Here is a 25,894-nt window from a genome sequence, read left to right on the forward strand (position 1 = left end):
AGAATACTTGGCATTTACCGAGGGGTGGTAGCGGCAGAACAAAAAAACCGAGTACCCGTTAAGGTACTCGGCAAAATGTGTTATCAAAAACACTAAGGAGGAAAATATATCAAATAGCGAGCAATTCGTTTAGTTGATATCGCTATAATAGCCAGTAAGTGTTCTAAGGTATGTGTGTTTTAATCTGACCAATGTGTACTTTCTACACCGTTGATTAATTGTGTTACTTGCTAGTGTTTTTTAGTTGCGCAGGTTAGTTATTACTCTGTCGCCAATAATAATCGTAACTGCTCTGTAGATACTGATTTATCAATACCCGTCTCTATGGATGGCGTGCATGCTTGTTCTACAATAACTAGCATAGGAATATTTAAAGATATCGCCAGCTGTTGAAGCTGACGATATAAAGCTAAGGCACTGGTTTCTGCTTGCTTGGTAAAAGACTCACTGACCAATATCGCTGCAGGCGATGGTGACTTTTGCGCGATAACTAGTGCTTTTTCAATACTAGTAGTGGCGAGAATACTGTAGTGACTTTTTAAATTTGACGACAGCAAGCGTAAATTATCCGTTAGATTATCCACTAAAATAATGCGATCTTTAACCGCTGGTGTCTTATGCTGATGAGATTGCTCAGCATGAGCTAACCAATGAATTAATCGCTGAGTTAAGGCGATGGGATCTATAGGTTTAGCTAAATATTCATTAAAACCTAAGTCGATAAAGCGCTGTTGATCGTCAATTAAAGCATGTGCCGTCATAGCGATGACAGGCAAGTTAACCAAATTGGCATAGACCTCAGGCTCCTGATTGGCAAGTTTGCGTATTTGTTTAATTGCGGTGATGCCATCCATAATGGGCATTTCTATGTCCATTAACACCAAATCAAAACGTTGCTCCGTTAAACTCTTTATGGCTTGCTTGCCATTTACGGCAATTTCTACTGATAAAGCTAGCGGCCTAAGCAACTCCTGCATAATTTGCTGATTAATATCATCATCTTCAACGACTAAAATGCGTTTGTTAGCACACTGGGCACCGACAGTAGCTGTAACTTGAGCTAAGAACGGCTTACTGTTGGGCGTTTTCTCAATATATTGTTTGGCATCAATTGCTAAAGTAAAACAGCAGGTAAAGCTGAATTGACAACCTGTTGTTGGGCTACTTTTTACCTGAAGCCCAGCACTGCTGTCGGCTTCATCAGCCATTAACTCCGCTAGTTGACAACACAGGCTTAAACCTAAGCCAACGGCAATAACACTATCAGCATGTTTTGATACCCGGCCCGCTACAGCTTTATTGGTTACACCATTACCAGTATCGCTAACCAAAAAAGTCAAACTAAGCTGCTCTTGATCTGAATTGCTGGCATTAACCGCAATAGTGATAGTGCCTTGCTCGGTATGTTTAATCGCATTGGTAATTAAGTTTATTAATAATTGCTGCAATCTCATGGCATCGCCCATAAGCATGGGCAAACCCGTTTCAGCAATATTACTGCGCAAGTGTAAATTTTTATCGCGTAATCTGGCTCCAAGCAGGTCGTTAATATTATCGAAAACATCAGTGAGTAAAAAAGCTTGTTGATTCAGTACCAGCTCTTTACGCTCTAGTTTACCAATATCGACAATATCGTTCACCACAGCCAACATATATGTGCTGGCATGGTGAATTTTGCTTAAATAATCTTGCTGTTTTTTGGCGTTATCTGGCTGTAGAGCCAAATAACTTAGACCCAGAATGCTATTTATCGGCGTTCTTACTTCATGACTTACCCGGGCAAGAAAGTTAGTTTTGGCCAAGTTTGCATGCTCGGCTTCGGCCTTTGCTTGTTCAAGCAGCACTAAAGTTTGCTTTAATTCATCTTCGACCTGTTGCCGTTGTTGAATTTCAGCTTGTAATTTTTGATTCCAAGCTTGTACTTGTTGGTTTTCCTGACTTTGACTAGCGGCAATAAAACTATGGTCAAGTTCAGGTAAATGTTTACCTTTTGCCCAGTGATTTGTACTATTTAGTTCCTCGCCGGCCAATAACCAACGACTATCTTCCCCAACCTGCCACAAGGCTAATTTCTCACCGTAGGGACGGCGATTAGCGATAGCCTGTTCTAACCAACTGTTATTAAATACTTGCCGATAGACTTTAGCGCGAACGGTAATTTGTCCCTGCTCTATATTGATTAGGCCAGTCAATAATAATCGGCTGTAGTCGATATTTTCATCGACCATCAGCAACTCATCAGCACTGGACAGTAATTGCTGATAAATATCTAGATTAAATGTCGCTTGATTTTCATCTAACAACAGGCGGTCACGGATGGTGCGTAAATGCTCGGGATTATCTTTGCGCACCCAATCATCGATAATTTTTTCCGTCAATAGCTCAGCCAACCAGTCTTGCTCATTTAGGCTCAACGCATTGTCTTTATTATCTGCAATAAGTTGACATATTTTCTGTGTTAAAAACGGCTGACCACAGCTCCAGGCCAAAACTTGTGCTAACAGTTTCTTACTATCAAGATGGGCAACATTTAACCCGACAGCAAGTGCCAGTGACTTTTCTAATTTAAAACCTTGTAAAGCAATGGCGCGACCAATATTAAAGGGGGAACGTTGTGGGTCAGACATTAAATCTGAAGGTAAAGCAACGCCAAAAAGCGCAAACTGTAGACGTTTCATTTTAGCCTGGTTGGCACGCTGATTATAACAAGCACGAATCACCGAGAAAAAATCATCTGCAGAAAAAGGCAAACTCAATACGCTATCAACTTCATCAAAAAAAATGACAAACTCCTGCCCAGCTTCACTATCGTCAATAATTTTATCGAGCAGCGCCGCCAGTTTTTGCGCCGGGGAAATATCGCCTAATGTGCTCCACCATTGAAAAACAGCATTACCTGGGGCATAAGAAAAACCACGCCATATTTCGGCTACTATGCCGCCATACCATTGTTCTAGTGTGATATTAACACTGCCAATACGACTCATATCGACAAAACAGCAGCGATAATTTTCTTGCTGAAGTTGTGATTTAATTTTCAGCAACAATGACGATTTACCCATTTGTCGAGAATTAAAGACATAACATAATTCTCTATTTTTCAAGGCAGACAACAAGGCTATATCCGCTTCTCTTTGAATATAACGGGTAGAATCGGCCGCTATACTGCCTCCTACTTGATAATTGCTTGTTACTGTCATGGGAAAAATAACCTAAAGTTGCTTCAGTAAAAATTTCGCTGCCAGTTGATTGCAGGCTAAGGTTTTACCATTAACTATGGTGGCTAAACCTAAGCGCTCTAATTGATAACTTTCAATACTACTTAAGACATCGCCCTTACTGCCATGCAATTTTCTAAAACCACTTACCGCGGTCAAATTAGCCGTTAAGTCAGCCAATAGTTGCTGTAAAAATTCATTATAAATGCCTTTTGGCTCGGCAGCGGTCTTAATAATATCTTTCAGTGAATTCATCGGACTTTCCATAAAGCCCTGACTGCTGGCCAGCGAATATAAGGCCAGTTGTGTTAAATAAGGATGACCGGAGACTGTGCTTCGTAAATAGGTGACAGGGTTAGCAGCCATACCATCGGCCTGCCAGTTAAATCCATAACTTTTTGCCAATTGGGCAATTTGTTGGTCTTCAAAGGCCTGTAACTCTATGGCTAAGCCAACATTAAAAGGTGATAAGTTTAAGTCAAGTTGCACGTACACTTCGGTGGAATACACCAATACCTGCCGCAATTTTTGCATCATTGCATTGTGTTTAGCTTCCTCAAACCAGGAGCGTAACAAAGGCAAGAAATCTTGACTCACTTCTTGATGGTCAAAAATCAAATTTAACTCATTAATAACTAACACTAATGGCCGGTCCAGTTGCGCTAAAATATGCTGTTGTAAATAATTACTACAACTGAGTTTACTGCCCATCAAGGGGTTCCAATAATCGTCCATCGCTGGTGCGATATTAAGTTGCGTACTAATTTGTAAACACAACCATTGCAGTAATAAGTCTAAGTTAGACAATATTTTCCTGTCAGCTTGTAATAGATCAATTTTAACTATCTGGTAACCTTCGCTTTCAGCTTGATCTAATACCCTAAGCATTAATGAACTTTTACCCATTTTACGCGGGCCTTTAATGCGTAGCACACTGCCTGGTTGTTTAATTTCATTATAAGCACGCGCTTCTTCGCCGCTGCGCTCGAGATAAAATGGTGAGCTAAAAGGCAAAGCACCACCGGGGTATTCCAGCTCATACGGTCGTTGCAAAGAACTTTCCGTTAACCGTGTTTCTAATAAGGGTCTGAAATTACGCTTTGTCACATTGGTTGCTAAGGCATCACTTAACGCCTTCCACAAACTAGAGCCCGATTTTCTTACATAATCATGATCATAACCGCTTTCTTCAGCAATAATGTTATAACCTTTTCCCTGCCAAGAAAGACGAAACACTTCGATCTTAATCAAGTTTAATTGCTCTTCGGGCAAAAGAGTTAACAATAAATCTTTCGCTTCTTGATGGTTCATAACTATTTCCTTGTTTGCGTTATGATTTTCAAGTCAATACGCTGGCTAATTTTTACTGTGCTGTTGGCTTATACTGACTTAGCCAACAACGTTTGCGCTTGCTCAAAATCAAACTCATCGACGTAGCTAGCAACACCTAACAAGACTTTGACTAAGTCTTCAGGCAAGTCATATTGCTGCAACTCAGTTACTAAGTCTAAAGCTTCGGTATCGCAATCTAGTAGTAGATTATTTAACTGCTTAATTTTGACAGCAATATCGGCTGATGATAATTTAACTTTCGCAGGTGCCTCAGTTTGATTTTCCGCGGTGACTTCTGTAATAGTGCCATTTTCAAGCATAGTAGCAATGCCCGCTAATACCTGAAATAACGCTTGTGTAACTTGCTCAAACTCTGGCTTTATTTCCGTCATTACATGAGATGTTTGGCAGGCTATTTCTAGCGCTGCTGCCGCTGATTGCACCTGACTGGCACCTAAACTACCCGCGACACCTTTTAAGGTATGGGCATAACGACAAGCGGCTTGGCTATCTTCACTGACTAAGGCTTGCTGGAAATTTTCAACAAATTGCTGTTCTCTATTATAGAATTTAGTTAGTAATTTTTTATAGAGCAGCCTATTGCCCTGACAGGTACGTAAGCCAGCCTCAACATTTATATCGATTAACTCAGGATGTTCTGCTGCTTGAGGCTGAGTAGTGGCTACAATTTGACTATCAACTAACCGCACAGGACTTATCCAACGTGCCATGGTGGTAAAGAGTTTATGTACCTCTATAGGTTTAGCAATATGATCATTCATGCCCACGGCCAGAACCTTATCTTTATCGCCGGCCATAGCATTAGCGGTCATGGCTAAAATAGGCAAGTTTTGCCACTTCTCCATAGTACGGATTTTTATTGTCGCCTGATAACCATCCATAACTGGCATTTGGCAATCCATTAATACGCCATCGAAGTGTTCTTGTTCAAGCCACTGCAGAGCTTCAGCGCCATTATTGGCCACTCGCGTGGCAATACCATTGCTATTTAATAACTCACTAGCCAATTCTTGGTTAATTTCATTATCTTCTACTAGCAATATTTTTGCGCCTTGTAGTTTCTTGATTGCGGCTTCAATATTTTCACTTTTACTTGCTAACCGTGATTCTATTGCTACCTCTTGCCCCGTAGTTTTCAAAATAGCATTAAATAAGCTAGAAGGTGTGACGGGCTTAGTTAAATAACTACTGATGTTAATATCTTTGGCCGCTTGGCTCAGCTGCTCTTTACCAAACGCTGTGACCATAATCACGGTAGGTAAATGTTGTAAACTGGTATTTTCCTGCATTTGGCTAATGGTAGCGACGCCATCTAAAGTCGGCATTTTCCAGTCCATAAAGACTAAATCATAGGGCAAGGTATTATCCGCTTGTTGCAACATCACTAGAGCGTCGGCGCCATTATCTGTTTGCTCCACTTGCAAGCCAAAGCCCGAGATAATGTTAGACAAAATGTCCCTAGCGCTGGCATTATCATCTACTAACAAAGCACGCATGTTTTTTAATTTGTCGGTGTTTTTCGCCAAAGCGCTAAAGTATGGGCTACTTTGCTCCCCTTCTGCTGATTGAATGCCTAACTTAATAGTAAAATGAAACTCGCTGCCAACACCTTCGATACTGTTAAACCAAATTTCTCCACCCATAAGTTCAGACAACTTCTTGCTGATGGTTAAACCTAAACCAGAGCCACCATATCTCCTTGAAGTAGAAGAATCTGCTTGGCTAAAAGATTTAAATAGATTGGCTTGATGTTCAGTGGCAATGCCGATACCTGTATCTCGGACGGTAAATTGTAATGTTAACGACTGTTCATCTTGCTGCAGCACTTTTACCGCAATAACCACTTCGCCTTTGTCGGTAAATTTAACCGCATTATTACCCAAATTAATTAATATTTGTCCTAAACGCATGGGGTCGCCAATCAAGGCTCGTGGCAAGTCCAGCGGCAGGTCATACATTAATTCCAAACCTTTTTCTTCCGCCTTTAACCCAACCAAATTAGCCAAATCATCAAAAACATCTTCTAAACGAAAATCAATCTGTTCAGTAGTTAACTCGCCCGCTTCTATTTTTGAAAAGTCTAAAATGTCATTAATTATTCCTAATAAAGACGCCGCAGAACGATGTACTTTTTCAATGTAATTGCGTTGTTTGTTATTTAAGCCAGTTTGCATGGCCAAATGTGACATACCAATAATGGCATTCATTGGTGTACGTATTTCATGAGACATATTTGCCAAAAAGTCAGATTTCGCCTGAGTAGCTCGCTCTGCGGTATCTTTTGCCAAAGCTAATGCCTTCGAAGCTGCTTTACGCTCACTTTCACGTTTACCGGCATGACGTAAAATAATAGCTAAGCTAATAGCTACAATCATAATGGTAAAAGGTGGAATGGAAGACGCTAACGAACTTTGCGGGTATCGCTTACTATCGGCAGCGGTAATATTAATTTGCCAGTCACGGTCGGCAAATGTCAAACGAGTATTGTGAGTCAATGCTTGTTGCTCTTGCTCTAATGTCAGCTCAATTTCATTACTTTGATATAGAAACCGCTCATTATCAGGCGCTGAGTTATCTTGCAAAGAAAAGTTCAAGCCGGCATGTTGATGATAACTATCGACCAAACCTTCAGTCATAGCACCAATATTAAGTACTAGTAAAATAAAACCTTCTAACTGAGTTATATCATGATTTTGTCCAGGTTTAGTTCCTGATGAATTAATAGGTACAGCTAAAATAAGTCCATAGCCATCATCTATATTTTGCACTAAATTAAGCCGTTTGCTCGCACTCACCTGGCTTGATTCAAACGCATTAATTAAAACCGAACGCCTACTAACACTGCTATGAATATCTAACCCTAACGCGGCATGATTAAGCAAATAAGGTTGTAAATAATACACTGGGAAGTAGTAATCTTGCTCGGTTGAAACCTGCTGTTTCCCTTGCTCGTCAACCGATTTTATCAATACCGTCTGTTGATACAAAGCACTGGCTTGTTGTTCAAATTCAGCACGGGAGTTTTGGTCAATAAAGGGCAGCCACTGTATTGATAGTATACCAGGGGATTGTGCTAAATAATGCTGGGCAATAACGGTGAATTCTTCATGGTCAATAGCATTTGACGCTTGATAAGTAGTACGGATATTGCTTAAAGTATCGCTATATGAAGTCAAGCCTTGGCTAATAATTTGACTAAACTGTTGCGCGCTGGCTTCAAACTTTAGCCGGGTGTTTATTTTAAAATTGTTTTGTAATAACTGCTGCACTGAGCTGGCTAAGATTATGCCTAAAACAATCACAGTCCAAGGTGCTAAATGAGGCGAAAACTGTTCTTGCTCATTCAGTTCGGAATAATTATTCAAAATGCTGGTACGTAAGGCCAAGACACCCGCTAAAGTCGCAAAAATTCCAAATACCAATAAACTATCAGCAACAGAGCGGCCATGTGAATCACCTAAAGCTGCTAATTGCTGTGCTTCGAAACTAGACATAGCTTGCCAAATCGTTAGCGACAGGGTTAAACCAAAAATAGCTAAGGTCCAAGATAACCAGTTAGGTGGAATTTTTTTCTGAAAATAAATTAAATGCTGTGCCAAGGAATAGCTAAAAAAGCATAAACCTATCACTATAAAACCCAGAGCAGTATGTACGGCCATTTTGGTCAGCTCGCCCCAACCGTATGCTGTGTCAATGCCAATTAAATAACCGCCAAAGGCTACCACACCCAAAGAACTAATAACTGCCCCCAAGGTACCGACTAAAGCAACATATTTTCTATCTTGCCAACCAAAGCATGACATTAAAAGGGTGAAGCCCGTTAGCGCAAAGCAAATCGCGGTATTCGGCGCCATTCTACCGGGCTGTGAGGTGTTCACGTCAATATAATGCGCCATAAACACTTGATCTATACCTAAATCAAGCTTGAAAACATATTCAATTAAAGTAAATAAACCGATACATAGCACCGCTAATCCTATGCCCTGTTGCCAAGATTTCTTTTGCTGACACAGAGCAATTAACGCCAGTCCTGACAGAAAAAAACCTAACGCGGTATTGTATTGCATTGGCACAAAAGCAGGACTTATTTGAATAAAATTCGCGTTGTGAGTATACCAACCCACTAATACTACAGCACCTAAAGCTAGGGTTATAGATGCCAAAAAATAAGTACTGTAATGGAAAATATTTTTAAGATTCATGCCAAGCCTTGGTGAGAAATGATCATTGCTGCGAATGAGTAATTTAACATAGCTGAATGCTTATTGTTATATTTCATAAAGACTTAGTCGAAGTTATATTCATTACTGTGTTCACTTAATCATAAATTCAAAGAGTCTGTAGTCAATAAGGCATTATTGCTAAAAGAGTACACATTCAGTTGACCTTTAAACACATATTAACTGGCTCATCGCTAATACAATGACTCCATAATAACGAACAACAAATATGGAATGAAATTATGCATACTATTAAAAAAAATATCGATACTCTTTATTTGTGGGTCTGGGGACTGCTATTGATCGTTGCAGCTTCTGAAAGCACCTTCTTAAACATGTTTTAACTATTGGATATGATGAAACTCAAGTGACCGCCCCCTAACAAACTTTCAGTGATTGCTGGCAAGTCCATATTTCTGCAAACCGTTATTGGCAGCATTTTTCCTTACACCGTGAACGGAATGATGATTCCCCTTGCTATATTTATAGCCTCTGGGTTTGAACCATAGTTTTTTACCGACAAATTGATCTATATTTTAATTGGCTATTCTTGCTAGTGTCTATGCATCAGGGCGGGTCAATCCCCACTATAACGGAGCATCATTGCCATGCTAAAATTGACTAATAAACAATGTTATCAACTGTGGTTTACATTCGTTGTCATGGTTTTTTTATTCCCTAACAAACTTTTGGCATGAGTACCAAAGCGAAATAGAAGTTCAAGTCGACATTCTTAATAATATTGCCCGTAAAGCCGCTATTCGAATAACAAAAAGTGCCTCATTAAAATCACGTCAAATGAATAAATCATCTGATATTTTGAGCCATTACGTGCCAATTTTTAGTGATATAGAGCAAGCTAAAAATATTTCCTCGCCTTCGCTGATCAAGTTAAATCAAGGGCAATTAAAACGGTATGGGATAGAAATCGTTCTGGTCACCAACCAAAATGGCATCGCGCTAAATAGCCATAGACGAATCAAAGTCACCAATACTCACTGCGCCTAACCAGTCACCTTGGCCAACAATAATTCCTTGTGAGCTTTTAAGTCATGATTCAACATTGTTAAATAACCGGCGAACCTGCCTTCTTAGCGCACCAGACAAAGTTAATAGACGGCCATGGCTAGCTTCATTCCTAAGACACATCACCCTAAGAAAAGTACACATTAATAATAACAAAGTACACAGCCTGGACGGCACGTTGACGATAAACTTCATCTCACAATTACGCACATGGATGGAAATTATTATGAACTTTCGCAAAAACCTTATCGCCCTTGGTTTCACACTAGCTGCTATGAATGGCAGTGTTCAAGCACAAGAAAAAGAATATCAAGACATGTCCGACCCTATGGCTGTTTATACCCAAGCAGGAGCTGGCATCACAGACAAAGGCATTAACTTCAAAATAGGACAATCCTATGACACTGGCAGTGCCACTACGATGGGAATGAATATTTTTGAATTTAAGGGGTTATCGGGAGATTCACTTGGTATCCGAGACAATGATGAACCATTGTACGAAACGGTAGACAATTCATTGGATTCAATTCGCTATCGGAACTTTGAAGTTGATATGACTAATGGTCGTGGCAGCCAAATCGATGCTAATTTTAACATAGACAAAGAAACGGTCGATTTATCCTATAGCCTTATTCAGGCTTTACCCAAATGGGGCTTTGCCCAGCTTTATCCACTTGCTGGTGTCGGTTTAACTGCTGCCAACGATAGCGAAGACGGCCTTAAATTACCTGGCACCTTTGCAGCTGTTGGTTTTTATGGAAAATTTACCTTAACCGATAAACTTTGGGTCAACTATAACCCGTTATGGTTAACTACCTTGACCGGTAGCGATAAATACCAAAATGAAAATTATGCTGGGGATAGTCAAATATTAACCCATGAAGTTGCTGTCTCTTATCAGTTCACCCCTCGTTTTAATCTACGATACTTTTCAAATTGGAATGAACACGTTAGCTTTAGCGACGGAGATCACCGTATTGAATTCAACTACCAATTCTAAATGATGAAGCTACTCAACTCTTAAATCCCGCGTGCAAAAAAGTAGAGGTTTACTTAAGCTGGTATTTGACGATTGTTGTCATTTTAAAATTGATAAAATCGGCAATATTTATGACTATGATGTCAAAAACAAAAAGTATAAAAACTGTCAGTAATCGGTTTTTCTTGTGCCTGTGATGGCGTAAAATGTTAGGTCATTATAGTTAACAACATCCTATGATCACTGCTTGGAGTTCCCCCAGCTTTTGTCATACCACAGTTAATCAGCGTAACCACTGCCAATGGCGCTAAAGGGTAGCTCTAATCCAAGCTCTGGTACTTGCAGACCGATCCAAGCGACGAAGGTATTACTATTAGGACCTGGAAAAACACTATACTCATTTGCCCAAGGATAAAGGGCGATAGCCTTTTGAATTTTTGGAATTAGCATTGCGGCTTTATCTCCTTTAATAGACAGTAATAACTCAGGTTTTGAGCCATACCAGTATCTATCAGGTGTTAAGGTTTGATATTGCCTAATGGCAGGTAATCCTTGTCTGACTTGCCAACCTATAACCTCATAGACCCTATATTCCGTGGCATTTTCTTCTTTAATTGCGATCCAAGGATGAACAGCAAACCAGCCACGCCAGCTAAAAGCATCCGCAGCATAGAATTCAATGATTGCTCTGTTGTCTTCATTTGGCGTCGTTGCGATACCGGCAGGCTGCCTACTTGCTGTGCGCCAGTCATTATTAGAACAAGCGCTGATAAATAATACAACGCAGAGTATACTCAGAACTCTAAAAAATCTCATATACCTTTCCATACCTAGGCTGACTTATGAATGTATTACCCTTAACTCACGTACATCGCGCGGTTATAGCAAGACTTGGCTTAGCTTCACCTGAGCTTCTTTAACTTAACTAATTTGACTTAACTAGTTTAACTTAAGAAAAGCTAGCCATTATTTAACGACACGACAACTAATGAACGGCAAATCAAATTAGCTTAACTCTTTAATTGCTCGTCCTATGCCATCAACCGTTAACGGAAACATTTTACTGTCAATTAACTCATTGATCAGTCCTATTGAATGATAATAAGACCATTGCGCTTCAGGCTGCGGGTTTAACCAGGCTATTTTACTAAAATGGCTTGTTATTCTATTCATATAATCCGAGCCTGGCTTTTCATTCCAATGTTCAACACTGCCGCCTGGATAGGTAATTTCGTATGGCCCCATAGTGGCATCACCAACAAAAATCACTTTATAATCTGAGCCAAAGGTTCTGATGATTTCTTCAATATCGATAGTTTCGGTACGGCGTCTTTGGTTGTCTCGCCAAACCTTTTCATAGACGCAGTTATGAAAATAAAAGAATTCTAAATGTTTAAACTCACTGTGCGCCGCTGAAAACAGCTCTTCGCAGGTATGAATGTATTCATCCATAGAGCCGCCAATATCAAAGAACATCAGCACTTTTACTGCGTTATGGCGTTCTGGCTCCATGTGTACGTCGAGCATACCGCCATTTTTTGCCGTTGCGCTTATAGTAGTATTGATATCCAGCTTTTCACTGGCACCAGTACGAGCAAATTTACGTAACTTTTTCAGTGCTAGCTTGACGTTTCTCGAGCCTAGTTCGCGGTCTTGGTCGAAGTTTTTAAACTCTCGTTTATCCCAAATTTTTACTGCGCTGTTGTTGCGGTTTTTATCTTGCCCTACTCTAATACCTTCAGGGTTGTAACCATAAGCACCAAACGGTGATGTACCACCGGTACCAACCCATTTACTGCCGCCAGCATGGCGTTTTTTCTGCTCTTCAAGTCGCTCTTTTAGCGTCTTCATTAACTCATCAAGACCGCCTAGCGCTTTGAGCTTTTCTTTTTCTTCGATGCTTAATTGCTTTTCAAACTCTTTTCTTAACCAATCTTCCGGTAGAAGCTTGTCAAAGATATCAATTTGTTCGATACCTTTAAAATATTCAGCAAAGGCACGATCGTATTTATCATAATGAATTTCGTCTTTAACCATGACTATTTTGGCAAGGTTATAAAATTCATCGACATCAGCAAAAATTACCCCTTGCTTTAACACTGCTATTAAATCTAATAGCTCACGTAAGCTACACGGTACTTTGTGCTTTTTTAGTGCTAGAAAAAAATCAATAAACACAGCTATATTACCTGTTTCTGCGGCTCATAAAGGCGAGCCTTTCTATTAACGAAACGTCTTGCTCATTTTTCAATAAGGCGCCAAATAGTGGAATAATGTCGGATTTATTATCCATTAATACCTCTTGCGCAATATCATCAGCCATCAACAGTTTTAACCAATCAATTAACTCTGACGTTGACGGTTTTTTCTTCATGCCCTTTAATTCTCTTAACTCAAAGAACACGTCTAATGTCTGTTTTAAAAGATCTTGTTTAACATGGGGATGGTGAACGTCGATAATTTGCTGCATTTCAGTTTTTGTTGGGAACTTAATGTAGTGGAAAAAACAGCGTCTTAAAAATGCATCAGGTAATTCTTTTTCATTATTTGAAGTAATAATGATGATCGGTCTTTGTTTTGCTTTAATAACCTGTTGGGTTTCATAAACAAAGAATTCCATTTTATCGAGCTCTTGCAATAAATCGTTTGGAAACTCAATATCAGCTTTATCTATTTCATCAATGAGCAATATACAGCGTTCTTCTTCTTCGAACGCCTGCCATAACTTACCTTTAATAATATAGTTGCCAATATCGTTTACCTTTTCATCACCAAGTTGACTGTCACGCAAGCGTGATACCGCATCGTATTCGTATAAACCTTGTTGCGCTTTTGTAGTCGATTTGATGTGCCATTGGTACAACTTACAATTGAGTGATTTAGCTAATTCTTCCGCTAATTGTGTTTTACCTGTGCCGGGCTCGCCTTTAATTAATAAAGGTTTTTCAAGGGTGATTGCGGCATTAACGGCTAAACGAAGCTCGTCTGATGCAATGTAATTTTCAGTACTTTTAAACATGTTGTTACTACCTATTGAGAGCCTGATGATAATCTATGAAATGACATGCTATACCAAGAGATCTTAAGTAAAAGGTCATTGATATTATCATTGTAAATTAACTTATGATTTATTTGCTCTGAAGAAAAGACGCAAGCTGTTCGTTACCAGTCTTTAATTTCAGAACATTTCTGCAGGAAATAATAACACCAATAAATGCCAGTAAAAACAGCAAAATCAAACAATCGTTTTAATTAGCTGTTTTTATTTAAATAATGCGTAAATTGAATCTGCAAGTTTAACCTGTATGGTGATGCACATAAGATGTGCCGTTGTCGCAGTGTTTTAGCAAGATTTATTACCGCAGCTATTGAGAGGCAGTCCTATATTGCCTACAATAGCGCATAATTTATTTACTACAGGTCACGAACATGAACGACACTACATCAAAACCAACTTTACCGGATCACCTTTCAGGTAATCCTCGTAGCCCTCACCACGATGAAGAAGTTTTCGAGCACGAAATTGGCATTACCCTTAACGGCAAAGAGCGTTTCGATGTTGAAGAATATTGCATCAGTGAAGGTTGGGTAAAAGTGCCGTCTAAAAAAGCATTAGACCGTCGCGGTCAACCGCTTATGATGAAGATGAAAGGTACTGTTACAGCGTTTTATCGTTAAGAGTTAGCTAAAAATCACCTAGCAGCTATCAATGAAAACCGGTTACCCTTTTCCAGTACAGTTTACTAGGTAATATCGGCATGAGTTAGTTTTAGCTGATGTTAGTCAGAGTCAGATGAGCTTTATCTAAATTCATCTGACTCTATTAAAACGCCTACGGCAGCTTAATTCCCACTATTTTATGAACTCAGCATCCGCTTTTTCAATCTTGCTAAATCAATCGCATTTGACCTAACCGTAAGTTTGATATGGTCACTTTCATACTCTTCCTTGGTGACACTCATTCTTGAGCGAATTTCACCGATGATACCGTTAGCCGTGTAAGGGACAATAATCTCTTCTTCGATCATCTCGTCCTGTGCAATGCCAACGATATATTTATGCAATTTTTTTACATCAGCCGGATTACGAGCAGATGTCATCATGGCTTCAGGAAATTCTTCCATCAGTGCTTGTTGTTGTTCAGAACTTAGTAAATCTGATTTGTTCAGTATCAGTAATTTTTTACTGTCCTCAACACCGACTTCTTCCAGTACTCCGTGCACTACATCAAGTTGCGCACGAAAAGAAGGATCTGAAGCATCTACTACATATAACAATAATGATGCATCCTGTGCCTCTGCTAGAGTGGAATGAAACGAGGCGACTAAGTCGTGTGGTAATTTTTTAATAAAACCAACTGTATCAGATACCAGTATTCTAGGCTGAGTTATTGGAAACAAGGCGCGTACTGTAGTATCAAGGGTGGCAAAAAGTTTGTTTTCACCTTCGACATCACTACCGGTAATCGATCGCATCAATGATGACTTACCCGCATTGGTATAACCAACCAAAGCGACACAAAAAAGCTCAGAACGTTGTGTTCTTCTGCCTTTCATTTCATTTTGAACACTCACCAATTCGCGCTTGAGCTCTGCTAATTGGTCACGTACTTTACGGCGGTTTAGCTCTAGTGTTGTTTCACCAGCGCCTTTACCCATTTGACGCTCTTTATCACCACATGATGTTTCACGCAGTCGTGGCGCTACATAATTTAAGCGCGCAATTTCAACTTGTAATTTTGCTGTTTTAGTACGGGCATGGCGACTAAATATTTCAATAATAATGCCGGTACGGTCAAATACTTCTACGCCTAATTGATTCTCGACATTACGTAGCTGAGATGGGCTTAAATCGCAATCAAATACCACCACATCAGCACAGGCAAAGGGTAAGTTCTCTGACGGGAGCTCCGCAAATGACGTTTCATCGATTATTTCTTCAACTGTGCCTTCAACTATGTCATCGCCTTCTTCTGCTTCGACGGCAACTTCACCTTTGTTACCGGTGAGGTGTGCTATTTCTGCCAGTTTTCCTAAACCCAGTACATTAACTTTTTTAGTCGAACTCTGCTTTTGCGACTGAGTGCCGACCACTTTAAAGCCTAGTGTAGTCACCAGACGTGCAAGCTCTGCCAGTGATTCTGTTGCCTCATCACCTTTAAACTCCGGTGTACAAATAGAGATAAGTAGAGCGTTAGTAAGTGATGCTTTTGCTGTTAGTTGCATATATTTATGTATACCATTTTGATTAAGTTGGTATTAGTGCACCTAATACTCATTGATATAAGTGCAAAGCTAATTTTTATCTAAAGTAATTTGATCCTACGCTGTTATAGCCGCGCTTTATAGGGCAATAGCAGACTAATGCCGATATTATACCATTTTGATTAAGTTTGTGATCTTGTTGTGCACAAGAAAATAAATCTAAGCAAGGCGCCCGATTGACCAATGGCTGGCTATTGGGATTGATAGCAATGTAATCTTGGGGTATTTTAATCAGCACAAGTGAGCAATAAATTACGCTACAGAGATTTAGTACCAAACTTAGAAAAGTAAAAAGCCCATTACTTTGGTAATGGGCTTTTCTTAATGTAGCTGTGGCTAAGTTATTTATATTATTAGACGGGCTTTGTCTTACATAGCCTAACGATAACTTATTCTGCTATTTATACGGCTGCAGCAGTAGCTTTTTTCATATTCGCTTTAATTTCTTTAATATCACAGTTATCAAGTAACAATAGAACATCGGCTAAAGCGCTACGAAGTTCAGTACTTTCTTTAAGCGATTTTTTATTTTGTACATGTGATACCGATTCTCGGTTCATCACTGCATTAAGTAATTTTTTTAATGCCTCTGCATCATTAACTTTTAATGGTGTTAAAGGCTTAGTTGCGACTGCATTATAAGTATTGTAAATAAGAGTTAACGCTTCTTGAGATTCTTTTAATCTTTGCATATTTATTCTTATTAAAATTAAGTTGTAATTTTAGATTACATCAATAAAATACTTTGTCTATAGGATATTGTACTTATATTAACCTTATTTTTGAGCGAATATAGTAGCTTGGGTTCTGATGCAGGTTTAGAACTACACTCATTTGGTTAAGTTGCAGTTTGTTAGTCTGTGGCTGGGAGACAGATTTTCACTTTACTGGGAAGATATTTCGCAACAAAACCTTTGCCCTTTTTCAAGTTATTAAAGGCAAAAAGACGCTAATCGAGAGATTATTGCCTTTTATAAATGTACCAGTCATTTAAAATTTACATCTGAATTAGCAAACAAACAATACATAGCCTGTTGCATTTTATTTATCTATAACACTTACTACTAAGTTATTTAATACCCATAAACCAATCATACATTTTCCTGTTTTGACTCTTTTGTGCCAAATACAACCCCAGCTCTTTCAGTTGCTGGTTATCGCTATACTTGCCTATCCGTTTTTGTAATTTATTGACTGCTTTTACTGTTTCACCCTGACCATCAAGAGATAAAATATAGGCATATAAATACTGCGGTGATTGTGGCTCAACTATGGTCGCTTGTTCAAAAAACCCCAACGCTTTGCTGTGCTGCTGTACTCTGACTAAATGCAAACCATAAGCGTATTTTAACGCGCCTGAGTTTGGTAAGTTTTTCATGCCCTTGGCTAACACACTAGCAACTTCTGCTGAACGTTGTTGCGTGCGATATAAATCCGCTAAATTTATATAACCCGTATCAAAATAGGGTTCTACAGTAATAGCCCCTAAAAATGCTTGCTCGGCTGTTGATATTTGATTGGTTTCTAACGCTAATAACCCCTGATTTGCTCTGCCTTCTCCGCGCCAGCTAGTTAAGTCATTACTACTAAGCAACTCATTAAAAGCACTATTAAACGCTTGTTGGTACTCTACGGCGATTCTACTAGTAACTAGGCTTCTTGCCGCTGCAACTCGTATAGCTTTGAATTTATCGGTTAGTAATGGACTAAGGTGTAAAACCCTTATCTTTGGTGTTAACAATAACGCCGTAGTGGCAGCACTTAGTCTAATTAAATCTTCTTGATGGGTTAAATAGGGTTTCAAAATTTCAATGGTGACCATTTGGGTAGTGAAACTCAGCATTTGCAATGCACTAGCTCGACTAATGACATCAAGTTTGCTATCAGCAATAATACTTAAATGATCTTCAAGGTTAATAGCTTGGCCGTTATTTAACGCCATTAAAAACGGTTTACTTTTTGCTAATGCTTTAGGCTTACCATGCCACTTTTCTAGATTGGCACTTGCCCATTGATTGCTTTTATTGTCATGACATTTTATGCAAGCGTTAGGTGTATTAAACTGGGTAGATAAATCTGGTCTTGGAATTTTAAAACTATGATCTCGTCTGTCATCTACACCCATATAACGTGTAGTTGGCATATGACAATTAGCACACTGTGCGCCAGCTGATGATTCCTGATGTTGGTGGTGAGATTTTACGTTATACACTTCACCGCCATGACATTGCAAACATAAGCCATTGCCTTCGATTTTCAATTTCATCGTATGTTTATCATGACAATCTATACAATTGACGCCTTTACCATACATTTTGCTCTGTAAAAAAGAGCCATAGACATAGACTTCTTCCTTGATTTGTCCATCGGCATGGTAATTAGGTGCCGTAGGTAGTTGTGGCATAAATTGTTGTAAAAATGGCGTGTTAGGTTTAAAACCATCGGTTAGTGGTGCGCGCAATGCATGACAAGCAAAGCAGTTATCCATAAAACTGTTATCACGTTTTACTCCCTGCCATGTAGCAGTTTTATCTCCTACCGCTCTTAACCACTGCCCTGTTGGGTGTTTTATTGAGGTAACATCATTTGCAACATTGCGCTTGTTAGACTTATTATGCTCAGCATGTTCTGACATATCACCATGACAAGACAAACAGCCGACATTGATATTATCGAATATCGTATCAAATTGATTTTTATCACTATCATAATTTCTTTTTAGGCCATCTGAGTGACAGTCTGCACACATGCCATTCCAATTTTGTAAGGGTTGGCGCCAATGTAATCTATCTTCTGGACGAATTTCTTCATGGCTATAGTTATGATACCAACGTTGACCACCATCGGCTTTTGTTCGGCTGTCCCAAGCAAAAGGCAATACTTGCAGTCTACCCTGTTCAGTTTCTACTAAATATTGCTGCAAAGGATAATGACCAAAGGTATATTTTATCTGATAATTATTAACATTATCATCGTAAGCAATCCTTACCTGATAACGTTCATCCTTAATATAGAAATGCGCTTTTTGACCGTAGTGCTTAACATCTACATTATCGAAATTGGCTAATACTGAATTCTTATCGGCAATAGCCATAGCTTTTGCGTGATCAGATTGTTGCCACTTATCATGTGTTTGCTGATGACAGGAAAGGCATTGCTGGTTCGAGATAGGCTGATCTTTTTGAAAGTCATGCCCCACACTATCAGCTGCTTGTATAAAAGAACTAGCAAAAAAACTTGCAACAATAAGGGACAAACAATAAATAAACTTCACAATACCTTTACCATAATGACTTAATTCAAAAACTTAAAAACAAACTAAAAAATCCCCTAGCCCATGTGTTAGTCACAAGAGGCTAGAGATAATACTTAGAGACTAAAAATCATAAAGCTAAACGATTCAGCCATTTACTAATGTTAAACAACTCAATTTATTCCATTAACTTTTAATTAATACTTCGCTATACGATTTTATATGGGGAAAAACTTGCTGCAACTCTTGCTCAGACAGTTGCCAATGTTGCGATAACACACTCGCAAACCAAGAAAAACTATTAGAGGTTGGCATTAAATCACGTTGCTGAAATAATTCATCGGGCTTTAATCCTGGCCAATGCCCTTTCACTTTACCACCATTAACCGCACCACCAGCAAGAAATAAAGCGCTGGCAGTGCCATGATCGGTGCCACCTGTGCCATTTTCTTTGGCTGTTCGACCAAACTCAGTACCAATAATCACCACAGTATTTTGCCACTCATCACCAAGGCCCGCTTTAAGTTCAGCCAAGCCGCTATCAAGCTCAGTTAATTTTCGCGCCAAACGTGCACTCTGATTATTATGAGTATCCCAACCACCTAGCTCTAACATAGCGCAATCAACACCTTGCTCTGCTGTCATCAATTTTGCACATGATTTGGCTAAATCATTAAACTTACCTTTTTGTTTATGCTGACCATTATCATCAACAAGACCTTTTATTGCTAAGGCACTGTTTAGCTTTTCTTTTAATGCTTCATCATCTTGATAGAGTTTATTTAACGCGGCGTAAATATCTTCATCTGCACTTTTAAACTTTGATGGATACCAAGTATTAACTTGCTCAGAATTAGCAAAAGGGCTACGCAAACTAATGGGTGTTGAGCGAGCAACCGCTAAGGCACTTTTATTTTTAACAGCTATAGCTCTAGCCAACCAACCACTGTCATGATCAATTTCATCTTTACCACTTTCTAAAAAATCTTGACCATCAAAATGCGAGCGTCTGGGGTAGCCTGATGAAACAGCAACAATAGGCAGCAGTGACTTTTCCTGATACCACTGATGCAAGTTTATTAATGATGGATGTAAAGCAAAGCCTTTTTCTAAGGGTAACAATGGGCCTTTAAAACTAGCTGATAGCTTAGGACGTAACTGAGCATATTGCGCATCAAATGTTGGCACTATGGTGTGTAGTGAATCTAATGCACCACGTAATACTACCCAAACAATTTTAGGCTTATGCTTAAAGTTACTCTTTACTTTGCTCCCTGCTTCGAAAGCAAACGCTGGACTCATCGGAAAAGATAAAACCGCTAAACCCGCACCCGCCATTTTAATAAATTTGCGTCGAGATAATGTATCAGCCTTTTCTAACTTTGATGTTAACGCTGACCTAAAAGATGATGCTAACGGGTCATTTTTTGATTTTTTATTATCGATCATCATTATCTCCTTTGAAACTCAGGGCTCATTAATAACAAAGTACTTGCCTGTTGACGGCTTTCAGCTCTAATCACCATTTGATAAGTGTTCTGGCTAATACTACTGCCTAAAGCCGTAGCCATCACTTGCTCAGCATTTATCCTTTTGACTTGCGTTGAGACCAAGCTTGACCACTCTACTCTTGCCATTAATGCACTGGCGCCTAACCAATCACTTTCATCATCACTAAAACCGGCTGGAGAGCCAGCATTAAAAGGCATTTGACCAAGGTTATTCAATGAGTTTAATAATGCCCTGTCATTGATTCTATTCGGTGCAATTGCCCGATAAGTTGAAATAACAAATTCTCTTGGCGTTTTAAATTTCTGTGGGCTTGCCAGCCAAGCTTCCTCAGCATCAAACAGGGTCAACATCACTTGTTTGATATTACCTTGGTTGTTAAGCCAAGTTTTTTGCATTTTATTGAGCAGAGATTTTGGTGGTTTTTCACTAACAAAATGGTGAGCTATTTTACTACAAACATACTTTGCCGTGCTTGGATGCATGGCTAAATCACGTAACATCTGCTGACCTTGTATTATGCCGCGCTGAGCATATTTTTTACCCAGTAATGTTCTTGCACCGGGTTCATGGCCATAAGCGCGAAAAACAAAACCCGTACCGTGTTCTTTTTTAGGCCTTATAACACTCCAACCGGTAATGCCTTTGGCCAACTCAATAACATCAGTCTGGCTATAACCACCATCTACACCTAAGGTGTGTAACTCCATAATTTCTCTGGCAAGGTTTTCATTTAAACCAACCTTGCGTTTTTTTGCCATACGAGAATTAGCACCAAAAGACTTTTCATTATTAAGGTAAACAAGCATAGCGGGATGTTGCTCTACTGCCAGTAACATATCCGCAAAGTTACCCAGCAAGTTAGGCGCTATAGCCTCTCTTTCTAGGGTTGGCGATAAACCTACCATTAATCGTCCACTAGTACTGACACTGAAATGGTTAGAGAAAAAATCAAGTAACCGCCAACTGACACTATGATCTGAAGTGATAGCTTGCTTTAAAGAAGCTGCACTCATTTTCACATACGTTTTACGGGCGCTATTTTTAATCATTTTGATTTTATTTTTATCTACTACTTGGGCTTGGCTGTCCTGTGCTTGTTTTTGTTGCTGTTTCATTAATTTTTTCTGCTTTTGAAACTTAGCATGGGCGACAAAAATATCATCTGAACTGGGCTGCTTATCACTAAACTCGATGACTTGTAATTGAGATGACAGCCACTTTTTAGGATCCACTTTGGCGTGAGCGAGTTCATCACCACGGGCGCCATAACCAAAACGATTAACGGCAATATTTTCCGGACTAATAACTGTTGATGACATTGAGTTTTCAGACATAGCTCACCTTAGGTGTGTAACAAAAATAGAGTTAACATCATTTCAATATAGAGTTGTTTATTTATAAAACACACTAACTTTACACAGCTTTACTTTATACAAGCCAATTTAAATAACTATCTATTGAATTACCTCTGAGTGCAATATAACTTTTAATGTCCTTATTATTAATAATCAACAGCTATCAATTGACACTACGGTGATAAGCAAGTACTTTATGTACATTACATATAATAATCACTAAAAGCAATATACAGCGCAACCTTGCACTGTAAAAACAATATAAAGTGATAAACTAAAGCTTAAGAGGCCAACATGACAACAGCAGTCGAAACAGCAGGTGATGATATTAATCAATCAAGCGTTGCTAAAACACCAATAATCGCTAAAGAATATATACTCCCGTTTATATTAGTCGCCGCTCTTTTTCCGTTATGGGGATTTGCTAACGATATAACTAACCCGTTAGTCAAAGCTTTTAAAGATATCTTTCTTATTAGTAACGCACAAAGTTCAATGGTGCAGTTTGCCTTCTACTTAGGCTACGGCATTATGGCAATACCAGCCGCTATTTTTATTCGCCGCTTCTCTTATAAAGCAGGAATATTATTAGGCTTAGCACTTTATGCTATTGGCGCTTTACTGTTTTTACCCGCCAGTATGACAGCACAATTTAACTTCTTTTTACTGGCTTTATGTGTTTTAACCTGTGGTCTAGCTTTATTAGAAACCACAGCTAACCCATACATTCTTTCTATGGGCTCTCCAGAAACATCAACACAGCGTTTAAATCTAGCGCAAGCATTTAACCCTATTGGCTCACTTGGCGGTATGTTTGTTGCCTCTAACTATATTTTAAGTGAACTTAAGGTTGAAGAATTTCGCGCTGCTGAAAAAGCCGCACACCCTGAGTATGTCGATTTATTACCTTCAGTGGTCGATGGTAAATTAACCCAAGCATTAGCTGATTTCTCTATTGCTGAGCCTATGGCACACCAAGCCATGCAAGCTGCTGATTTAATCACTGTTCGTGGCCCTTATATAGCTATAGCTTCAGTAGTAGCCTTATTATTTGTAGTGTTTTTATTCCGAAAACTACCTGACACCATTACTCACGATGAGCCTTTAACGGCGAAAGTATTAAAAGCAACGTTCGTGCGTTTATTATCGAACGCAAGATATCGTGAAGGTGTTATCGCTCAAGCTTTTTATGTTGGGGCACAAATCATGTCTTGGACCTTCATCATTCATTACGGTATGACATCAGTGGGTTTAACTGCTGCAGAGGCGCAACAATATAATATGTTTGCTATGGGTATCTTCCTAGCAAGCCGCTTTATTTGTACTTTCTTACTCGCTAAAATTCGCCCTGGACAACTATTACTATTATTAGCGATTGGTGGTATTACCTTATCGTTTGGTACTATATTTATTGGTGGCATGACAGGTCTTTATTGTCTAATTGCTACATCGGCTTGTATGTCATTAATGTTCCCAACTATCTATGGCATTGCGCTTAAAGATACCGGTAACGATGCAAGTTTAGCTTCAGCAGGTTTAGTTATGGCCATTGTTGGTGGTGCTTTGATGCCACCATTACAAGGTAGCATGATAGATAGCGCTTCACTTGTTGCTGGCATTCCAGCAGTACAAACTTCATTTGTATTACCATTGGTTTGTTTTATTGTTATCGCGATTTACGGTTACAGAGCGCATAATATCCATAAAGCATAACTTTTATAAGATATAACCTTCATAAGACATAGTTTTCATAAGACATAGTTTTCATAAAAAGTATGTTTTATTAATTATAAAGTTAACTAAAAAATCATTAAAAAGAGCAGCTTAGTCTGCTCTTTTTTATTTATACTAATAAAGTTAAACTTAGCTATTGCGCAGCTGTGTTTTTTATTTATAATAATCATAACAACTAAATAACTACAATAAGGTTTATTATGAGCAATGCCGTTAAATCAATAAAATCACTATTTTTATTATTGTGCGCTACCAGCTCTTTAGCTGTTCTACCCTCTCACTCAGAACAAAAAGCAGCTTCAGCACAAAGTGAGCGCCCTAATATATTGCTCATTATTACTGATGATCAATCAATCGATACCATTAATGCGTTAGGTAATGATGCTATCAATACGCCAAACATAGATAGATTAGCGCACAGTGGTATGGCATTTACTCACGTATTTAATCAGGGTTCATGGTCTGGCGCTGTTTGTGCGCCAAGTCGTCAAATGATTAATACCGGCCGTAATTTACATATGACTGGCTTTTCTCCCAAGTCCAACAAAACAACGCACCCTTTAATGGGCGAAACGTTTAGAGCTGCAGGTTACGAAACCTTTATCACAGGTAAATGGCATGTTGGCAACGACGCCTTAAAACGCTCTTTTAATATTGGTCGCGCAGTGCACGAAGGTGGTATGGCTCCTATTAGCAAAGGTGGTCAATGGCAGCCTTGGTTAACTGATTTTGGCGAAAATATTAAATGGGCTAAAAAACAAAAGAATCAACACACCAGTGAAGCCTTTGCCGATGCAGCAATTAGCTATCTCGAAACAAAAGAAAAAAGAAACGACAGCCCCTTTTTGATGTATGTGGCTTTTACAGCCCCGCATGACCCACGACAATCGCCACAATCTTATGTTGATAAATACCCTGCCGAGAGCATGATTTTACCAGCAAGCTTTGTACCTATGCCTGAAATAGATGCCGGTGATTACAATATTCGTGATGAAGCACTAATGACCTTTCCTCGTACTGAAAAACAAACCAAAGAGTTTATTGGTGAGTACTACGCCATGGTTGAACACATGGACACTCAAATTGGTCGGATTCTTGATAGCTTAGAAAAATCACCATATGCTAATAACACTTATATCATTTTCACCTCTGATCACGGTTTAGCTGTTGGTAAACATGGTCTTGCTGGCAAGCAAAATGTTTATGACCACAGTATTCGCGCACCGTTTATTATGGTCGGTGATGGTATTCCTGCCAATACTCGTGCTAAAGGCATGTTTTACTTAAACAGTATTTTCGCCACCACAACAGAACTTGCCGGTATTGATACACCAGATTCTGTACAAGGTCCAAGTATAATGCCGATTGTTCGCGGTGAAAAAACAGTAATGAATGATTATATCTACGGTAGTTACCGTCACTTCCAACGTATGGCACGTAGCCACAGATACAAGTTAGTTTATTACCCGTTACTTAAACGTAATGTCTTGTTTGATTTAATGAGTGATCCAGGTGAAATGCACGACATTTCAAAACAAGCAGGTAGTGATATCATTATTAAAAAATTAACGGCTAAATTGGAAGAATTGAAAGCTGAAGTAGGCGATCCATTAACCAATGATGATCCAGCCAACAGCTATCAGCCATTTACCGGTAAAATTAGACCAGGCTTTCAAAAAGACAATATTGGTATTAAGCAAACGGTATTCACTGAGCATTAGTCGTACATTAAGCTGAACACTAGCAAAACAAGAAGCTGAACATTTCCCAGTCTATGGCTGGGCAGAGCTGACAATTTACCTGTGCTTACCCTTATGGCCCAACCATTGCTGGGTAAGCATTTTTTTCCTAACCTCAGCCTTAAGCTTATTGAGCTACGGCAAGGCTAACTTCCGACTTTACCACTGATAAGAGAACGGCTAACAGCCACATGGCTGCTAACCTAGGATAACTGTGCCCTTTTGCATGAGAATATCTTGA

General features: G+C 39.1%; 16 protein-coding genes. 5 read left to right on the forward strand and 11 right to left on the reverse strand.

Features of this window, described 5'->3' with window-relative positions:
- Positions 1–260 precede the first annotated feature (260 nt).
- From HRT55_RS16570 to HRT55_RS16580, 3 genes are all read right to left on the reverse strand, one after another.
- Positions 261–3,200, reverse strand: a complete 2,940-nt coding sequence (locus HRT55_RS16570; protein WP_287204352.1) for an AAA-like domain-containing protein — start codon at positions 3,198–3,200, stop codon at positions 261–263.
- Between the two features lie 12 nt (positions 3,201–3,212).
- The gene (locus HRT55_RS16575) at positions 3,213–4,529 is read right to left on the reverse strand and encodes an AAA-like domain-containing protein (RefSeq protein WP_287204353.1); all 1,317 of its coding nucleotides are present in this window, start codon (positions 4,527–4,529) and stop codon (positions 3,213–3,215) included.
- Between the two features lie 68 nt (positions 4,530–4,597).
- On the reverse strand, positions 4,598–8,773 hold the full coding sequence (locus HRT55_RS16580; protein WP_287204354.1) for a response regulator: 4,176 nt from the start codon (positions 8,771–8,773) through the stop codon (positions 4,598–4,600).
- A gap of 675 nt (positions 8,774–9,448) precedes the next feature.
- On the opposite strand from HRT55_RS16580, the gene HRT55_RS16585 reads away from it, so the two are divergent.
- A complete protein-coding gene (locus HRT55_RS16585) occupies positions 9,449–9,799 on the forward strand; it encodes a hypothetical protein (RefSeq protein WP_287204355.1) in 351 nt (116 codons plus the stop codon).
- Positions 9,800–10,043: 244 nt separating this feature from the next.
- The gene (locus tag HRT55_RS16590; RefSeq protein WP_291622993.1) at positions 10,044–10,817 is read left to right on the forward strand and encodes a hypothetical protein; all 774 of its coding nucleotides are present in this window, start codon (positions 10,044–10,046) and stop codon (positions 10,815–10,817) included.
- A gap of 258 nt (positions 10,818–11,075) precedes the next feature.
- Here HRT55_RS16590 and HRT55_RS16595 read toward each other — a convergent pair whose 3' ends face one another.
- From HRT55_RS16595 to HRT55_RS16605, 3 genes are all read right to left on the reverse strand, one after another.
- Positions 11,076–11,612 carry a DUF3750 domain-containing protein gene (locus HRT55_RS16595; RefSeq protein WP_291622994.1) on the reverse strand — a complete coding sequence of 179 codons (537 nt, stop codon included), beginning with the start codon at positions 11,610–11,612 and terminating at the stop codon, positions 11,076–11,078.
- 189 nt (positions 11,613–11,801) lie between these two features.
- Positions 11,802–12,974, reverse strand: a complete 1,173-nt coding sequence (locus HRT55_RS16600) for a VWA domain-containing protein (protein WP_291622995.1) — start codon at positions 12,972–12,974, stop codon at positions 11,802–11,804.
- A 7-nt stretch (positions 12,975–12,981) separates the two neighbouring features.
- The gene (locus HRT55_RS16605) at positions 12,982–13,815 is read right to left on the reverse strand and encodes a MoxR family ATPase (protein ID WP_291622996.1); all 834 of its coding nucleotides are present in this window, start codon (positions 13,813–13,815) and stop codon (positions 12,982–12,984) included.
- A 410-nt stretch (positions 13,816–14,225) separates the two neighbouring features.
- On the opposite strand from HRT55_RS16605, the gene HRT55_RS16610 reads away from it, so the two are divergent.
- Complete coding sequence (locus tag HRT55_RS16610) at positions 14,226–14,474, forward strand: DUF3297 family protein (protein WP_291616507.1); 249 nt, start codon at positions 14,226–14,228, stop codon at positions 14,472–14,474.
- A gap of 179 nt (positions 14,475–14,653) precedes the next feature.
- Here HRT55_RS16610 and hflX read toward each other — a convergent pair whose 3' ends face one another.
- The 5 genes from hflX to HRT55_RS16635 form a co-directional block, all read right to left on the reverse strand.
- Entirely contained in the window at positions 14,654–16,021 is a 1,368-nt protein-coding gene (hflX, locus tag HRT55_RS16615) for a GTPase HflX (RefSeq protein WP_291622997.1), read from the reverse strand.
- A 440-nt stretch (positions 16,022–16,461) separates the two neighbouring features.
- Positions 16,462–16,752 carry a hypothetical protein gene (locus HRT55_RS16620; protein WP_291622998.1) on the reverse strand — a complete coding sequence of 97 codons (291 nt, stop codon included), beginning with the start codon at positions 16,750–16,752 and terminating at the stop codon, positions 16,462–16,464.
- A gap of 377 nt (positions 16,753–17,129) precedes the next feature.
- A complete protein-coding gene (locus HRT55_RS16625; RefSeq protein ID WP_291623000.1) occupies positions 17,130–19,334 on the reverse strand; it encodes a multiheme c-type cytochrome in 2,205 nt (734 codons plus the stop codon).
- A gap of 165 nt (positions 19,335–19,499) precedes the next feature.
- A complete protein-coding gene (locus tag HRT55_RS16630) occupies positions 19,500–20,765 on the reverse strand; it encodes a DUF1501 domain-containing protein (RefSeq protein WP_291623001.1) in 1,266 nt (421 codons plus the stop codon).
- Entirely contained in the window at positions 20,765–22,159 is a 1,395-nt protein-coding gene (locus HRT55_RS16635) for a DUF1800 domain-containing protein (RefSeq protein WP_291623002.1), read from the reverse strand. The genes HRT55_RS16630 and HRT55_RS16635 overlap by 1 nt, the downstream gene beginning before the upstream one ends.
- A 315-nt stretch (positions 22,160–22,474) precedes the next feature.
- On the opposite strand from HRT55_RS16635, the gene fucP reads away from it, so the two are divergent.
- Both fucP and HRT55_RS16645 read left to right on the forward strand, forming a co-directional pair.
- Positions 22,475–23,893: an L-fucose:H+ symporter permease gene (fucP, locus tag HRT55_RS16640; protein ID WP_291623003.1), complete on the forward strand. Its 1,419-nt coding sequence runs from the start codon at positions 22,475–22,477 to the stop codon at positions 23,891–23,893.
- 221 nt (positions 23,894–24,114) lie between these two features.
- On the forward strand, positions 24,115–25,635 hold the full coding sequence (locus tag HRT55_RS16645) for a sulfatase-like hydrolase/transferase (protein ID WP_291623005.1): 1,521 nt from the start codon (positions 24,115–24,117) through the stop codon (positions 25,633–25,635).
- Positions 25,636–25,894: the final 259 nt, after the last annotated feature.

This window comes from Colwellia sp., from assembly GCF_013214175.1.
In the GTDB taxonomy this organism is placed as follows: Bacteria; Pseudomonadota; Gammaproteobacteria; order Enterobacterales; family Alteromonadaceae; genus Colwellia.

Bases quoted from the DNA above. Each gene is read 5' to 3' on its own strand.
- HRT55_RS16570 (WP_287204352.1), bottom strand. From the start codon at position 3,200: ATGACAGTAACAAGCAATTATCAAGTAGGAGGCAGTATAGCGGCCGAT.
- HRT55_RS16575 (WP_287204353.1), bottom strand. From the start codon at position 4,529: ATGAACCATCAAGAAGCGAAAGATTTATTGTTAACTCTTTTGCCCGAA.
- HRT55_RS16580 (WP_287204354.1), bottom strand. From the start codon at position 8,773: ATGAATCTTAAAAATATTTTCCATTACAGTACTTATTTTTTGGCATCT.
- HRT55_RS16590 (WP_291622993.1), top strand. From the start codon at position 10,044: ATGAACTTTCGCAAAAACCTTATCGCCCTTGGTTTCACACTAGCTGCT.
- HRT55_RS16595 (WP_291622994.1), bottom strand. From the start codon at position 11,612: ATGAGATTTTTTAGAGTTCTGAGTATACTCTGCGTTGTATTATTTATC.
- HRT55_RS16605 (WP_291622996.1), bottom strand. From the start codon at position 13,815: ATGTTTAAAAGTACTGAAAATTACATTGCATCAGACGAGCTTCGTTTA.
- HRT55_RS16610 (WP_291616507.1), top strand. From the start codon at position 14,226: ATGAACGACACTACATCAAAACCAACTTTACCGGATCACCTTTCAGGT.
- hflX (WP_291622997.1), bottom strand. From the start codon at position 16,021: ATGCAACTAACAGCAAAAGCATCACTTACTAACGCTCTACTTATCTCT.
- HRT55_RS16620 (WP_291622998.1), bottom strand. From the start codon at position 16,752: ATGCAAAGATTAAAAGAATCTCAAGAAGCGTTAACTCTTATTTACAAT.
- HRT55_RS16630 (WP_291623001.1), bottom strand. From the start codon at position 20,765: ATGATGATCGATAATAAAAAATCAAAAAATGACCCGTTAGCATCATCT.
- HRT55_RS16635 (WP_291623002.1), bottom strand. From the start codon at position 22,159: ATGTCTGAAAACTCAATGTCATCAACAGTTATTAGTCCGGAAAATATT.
- fucP (WP_291623003.1), top strand. From the start codon at position 22,475: ATGACAACAGCAGTCGAAACAGCAGGTGATGATATTAATCAATCAAGC.
- HRT55_RS16645 (WP_291623005.1), top strand. From the start codon at position 24,115: ATGAGCAATGCCGTTAAATCAATAAAATCACTATTTTTATTATTGTGC.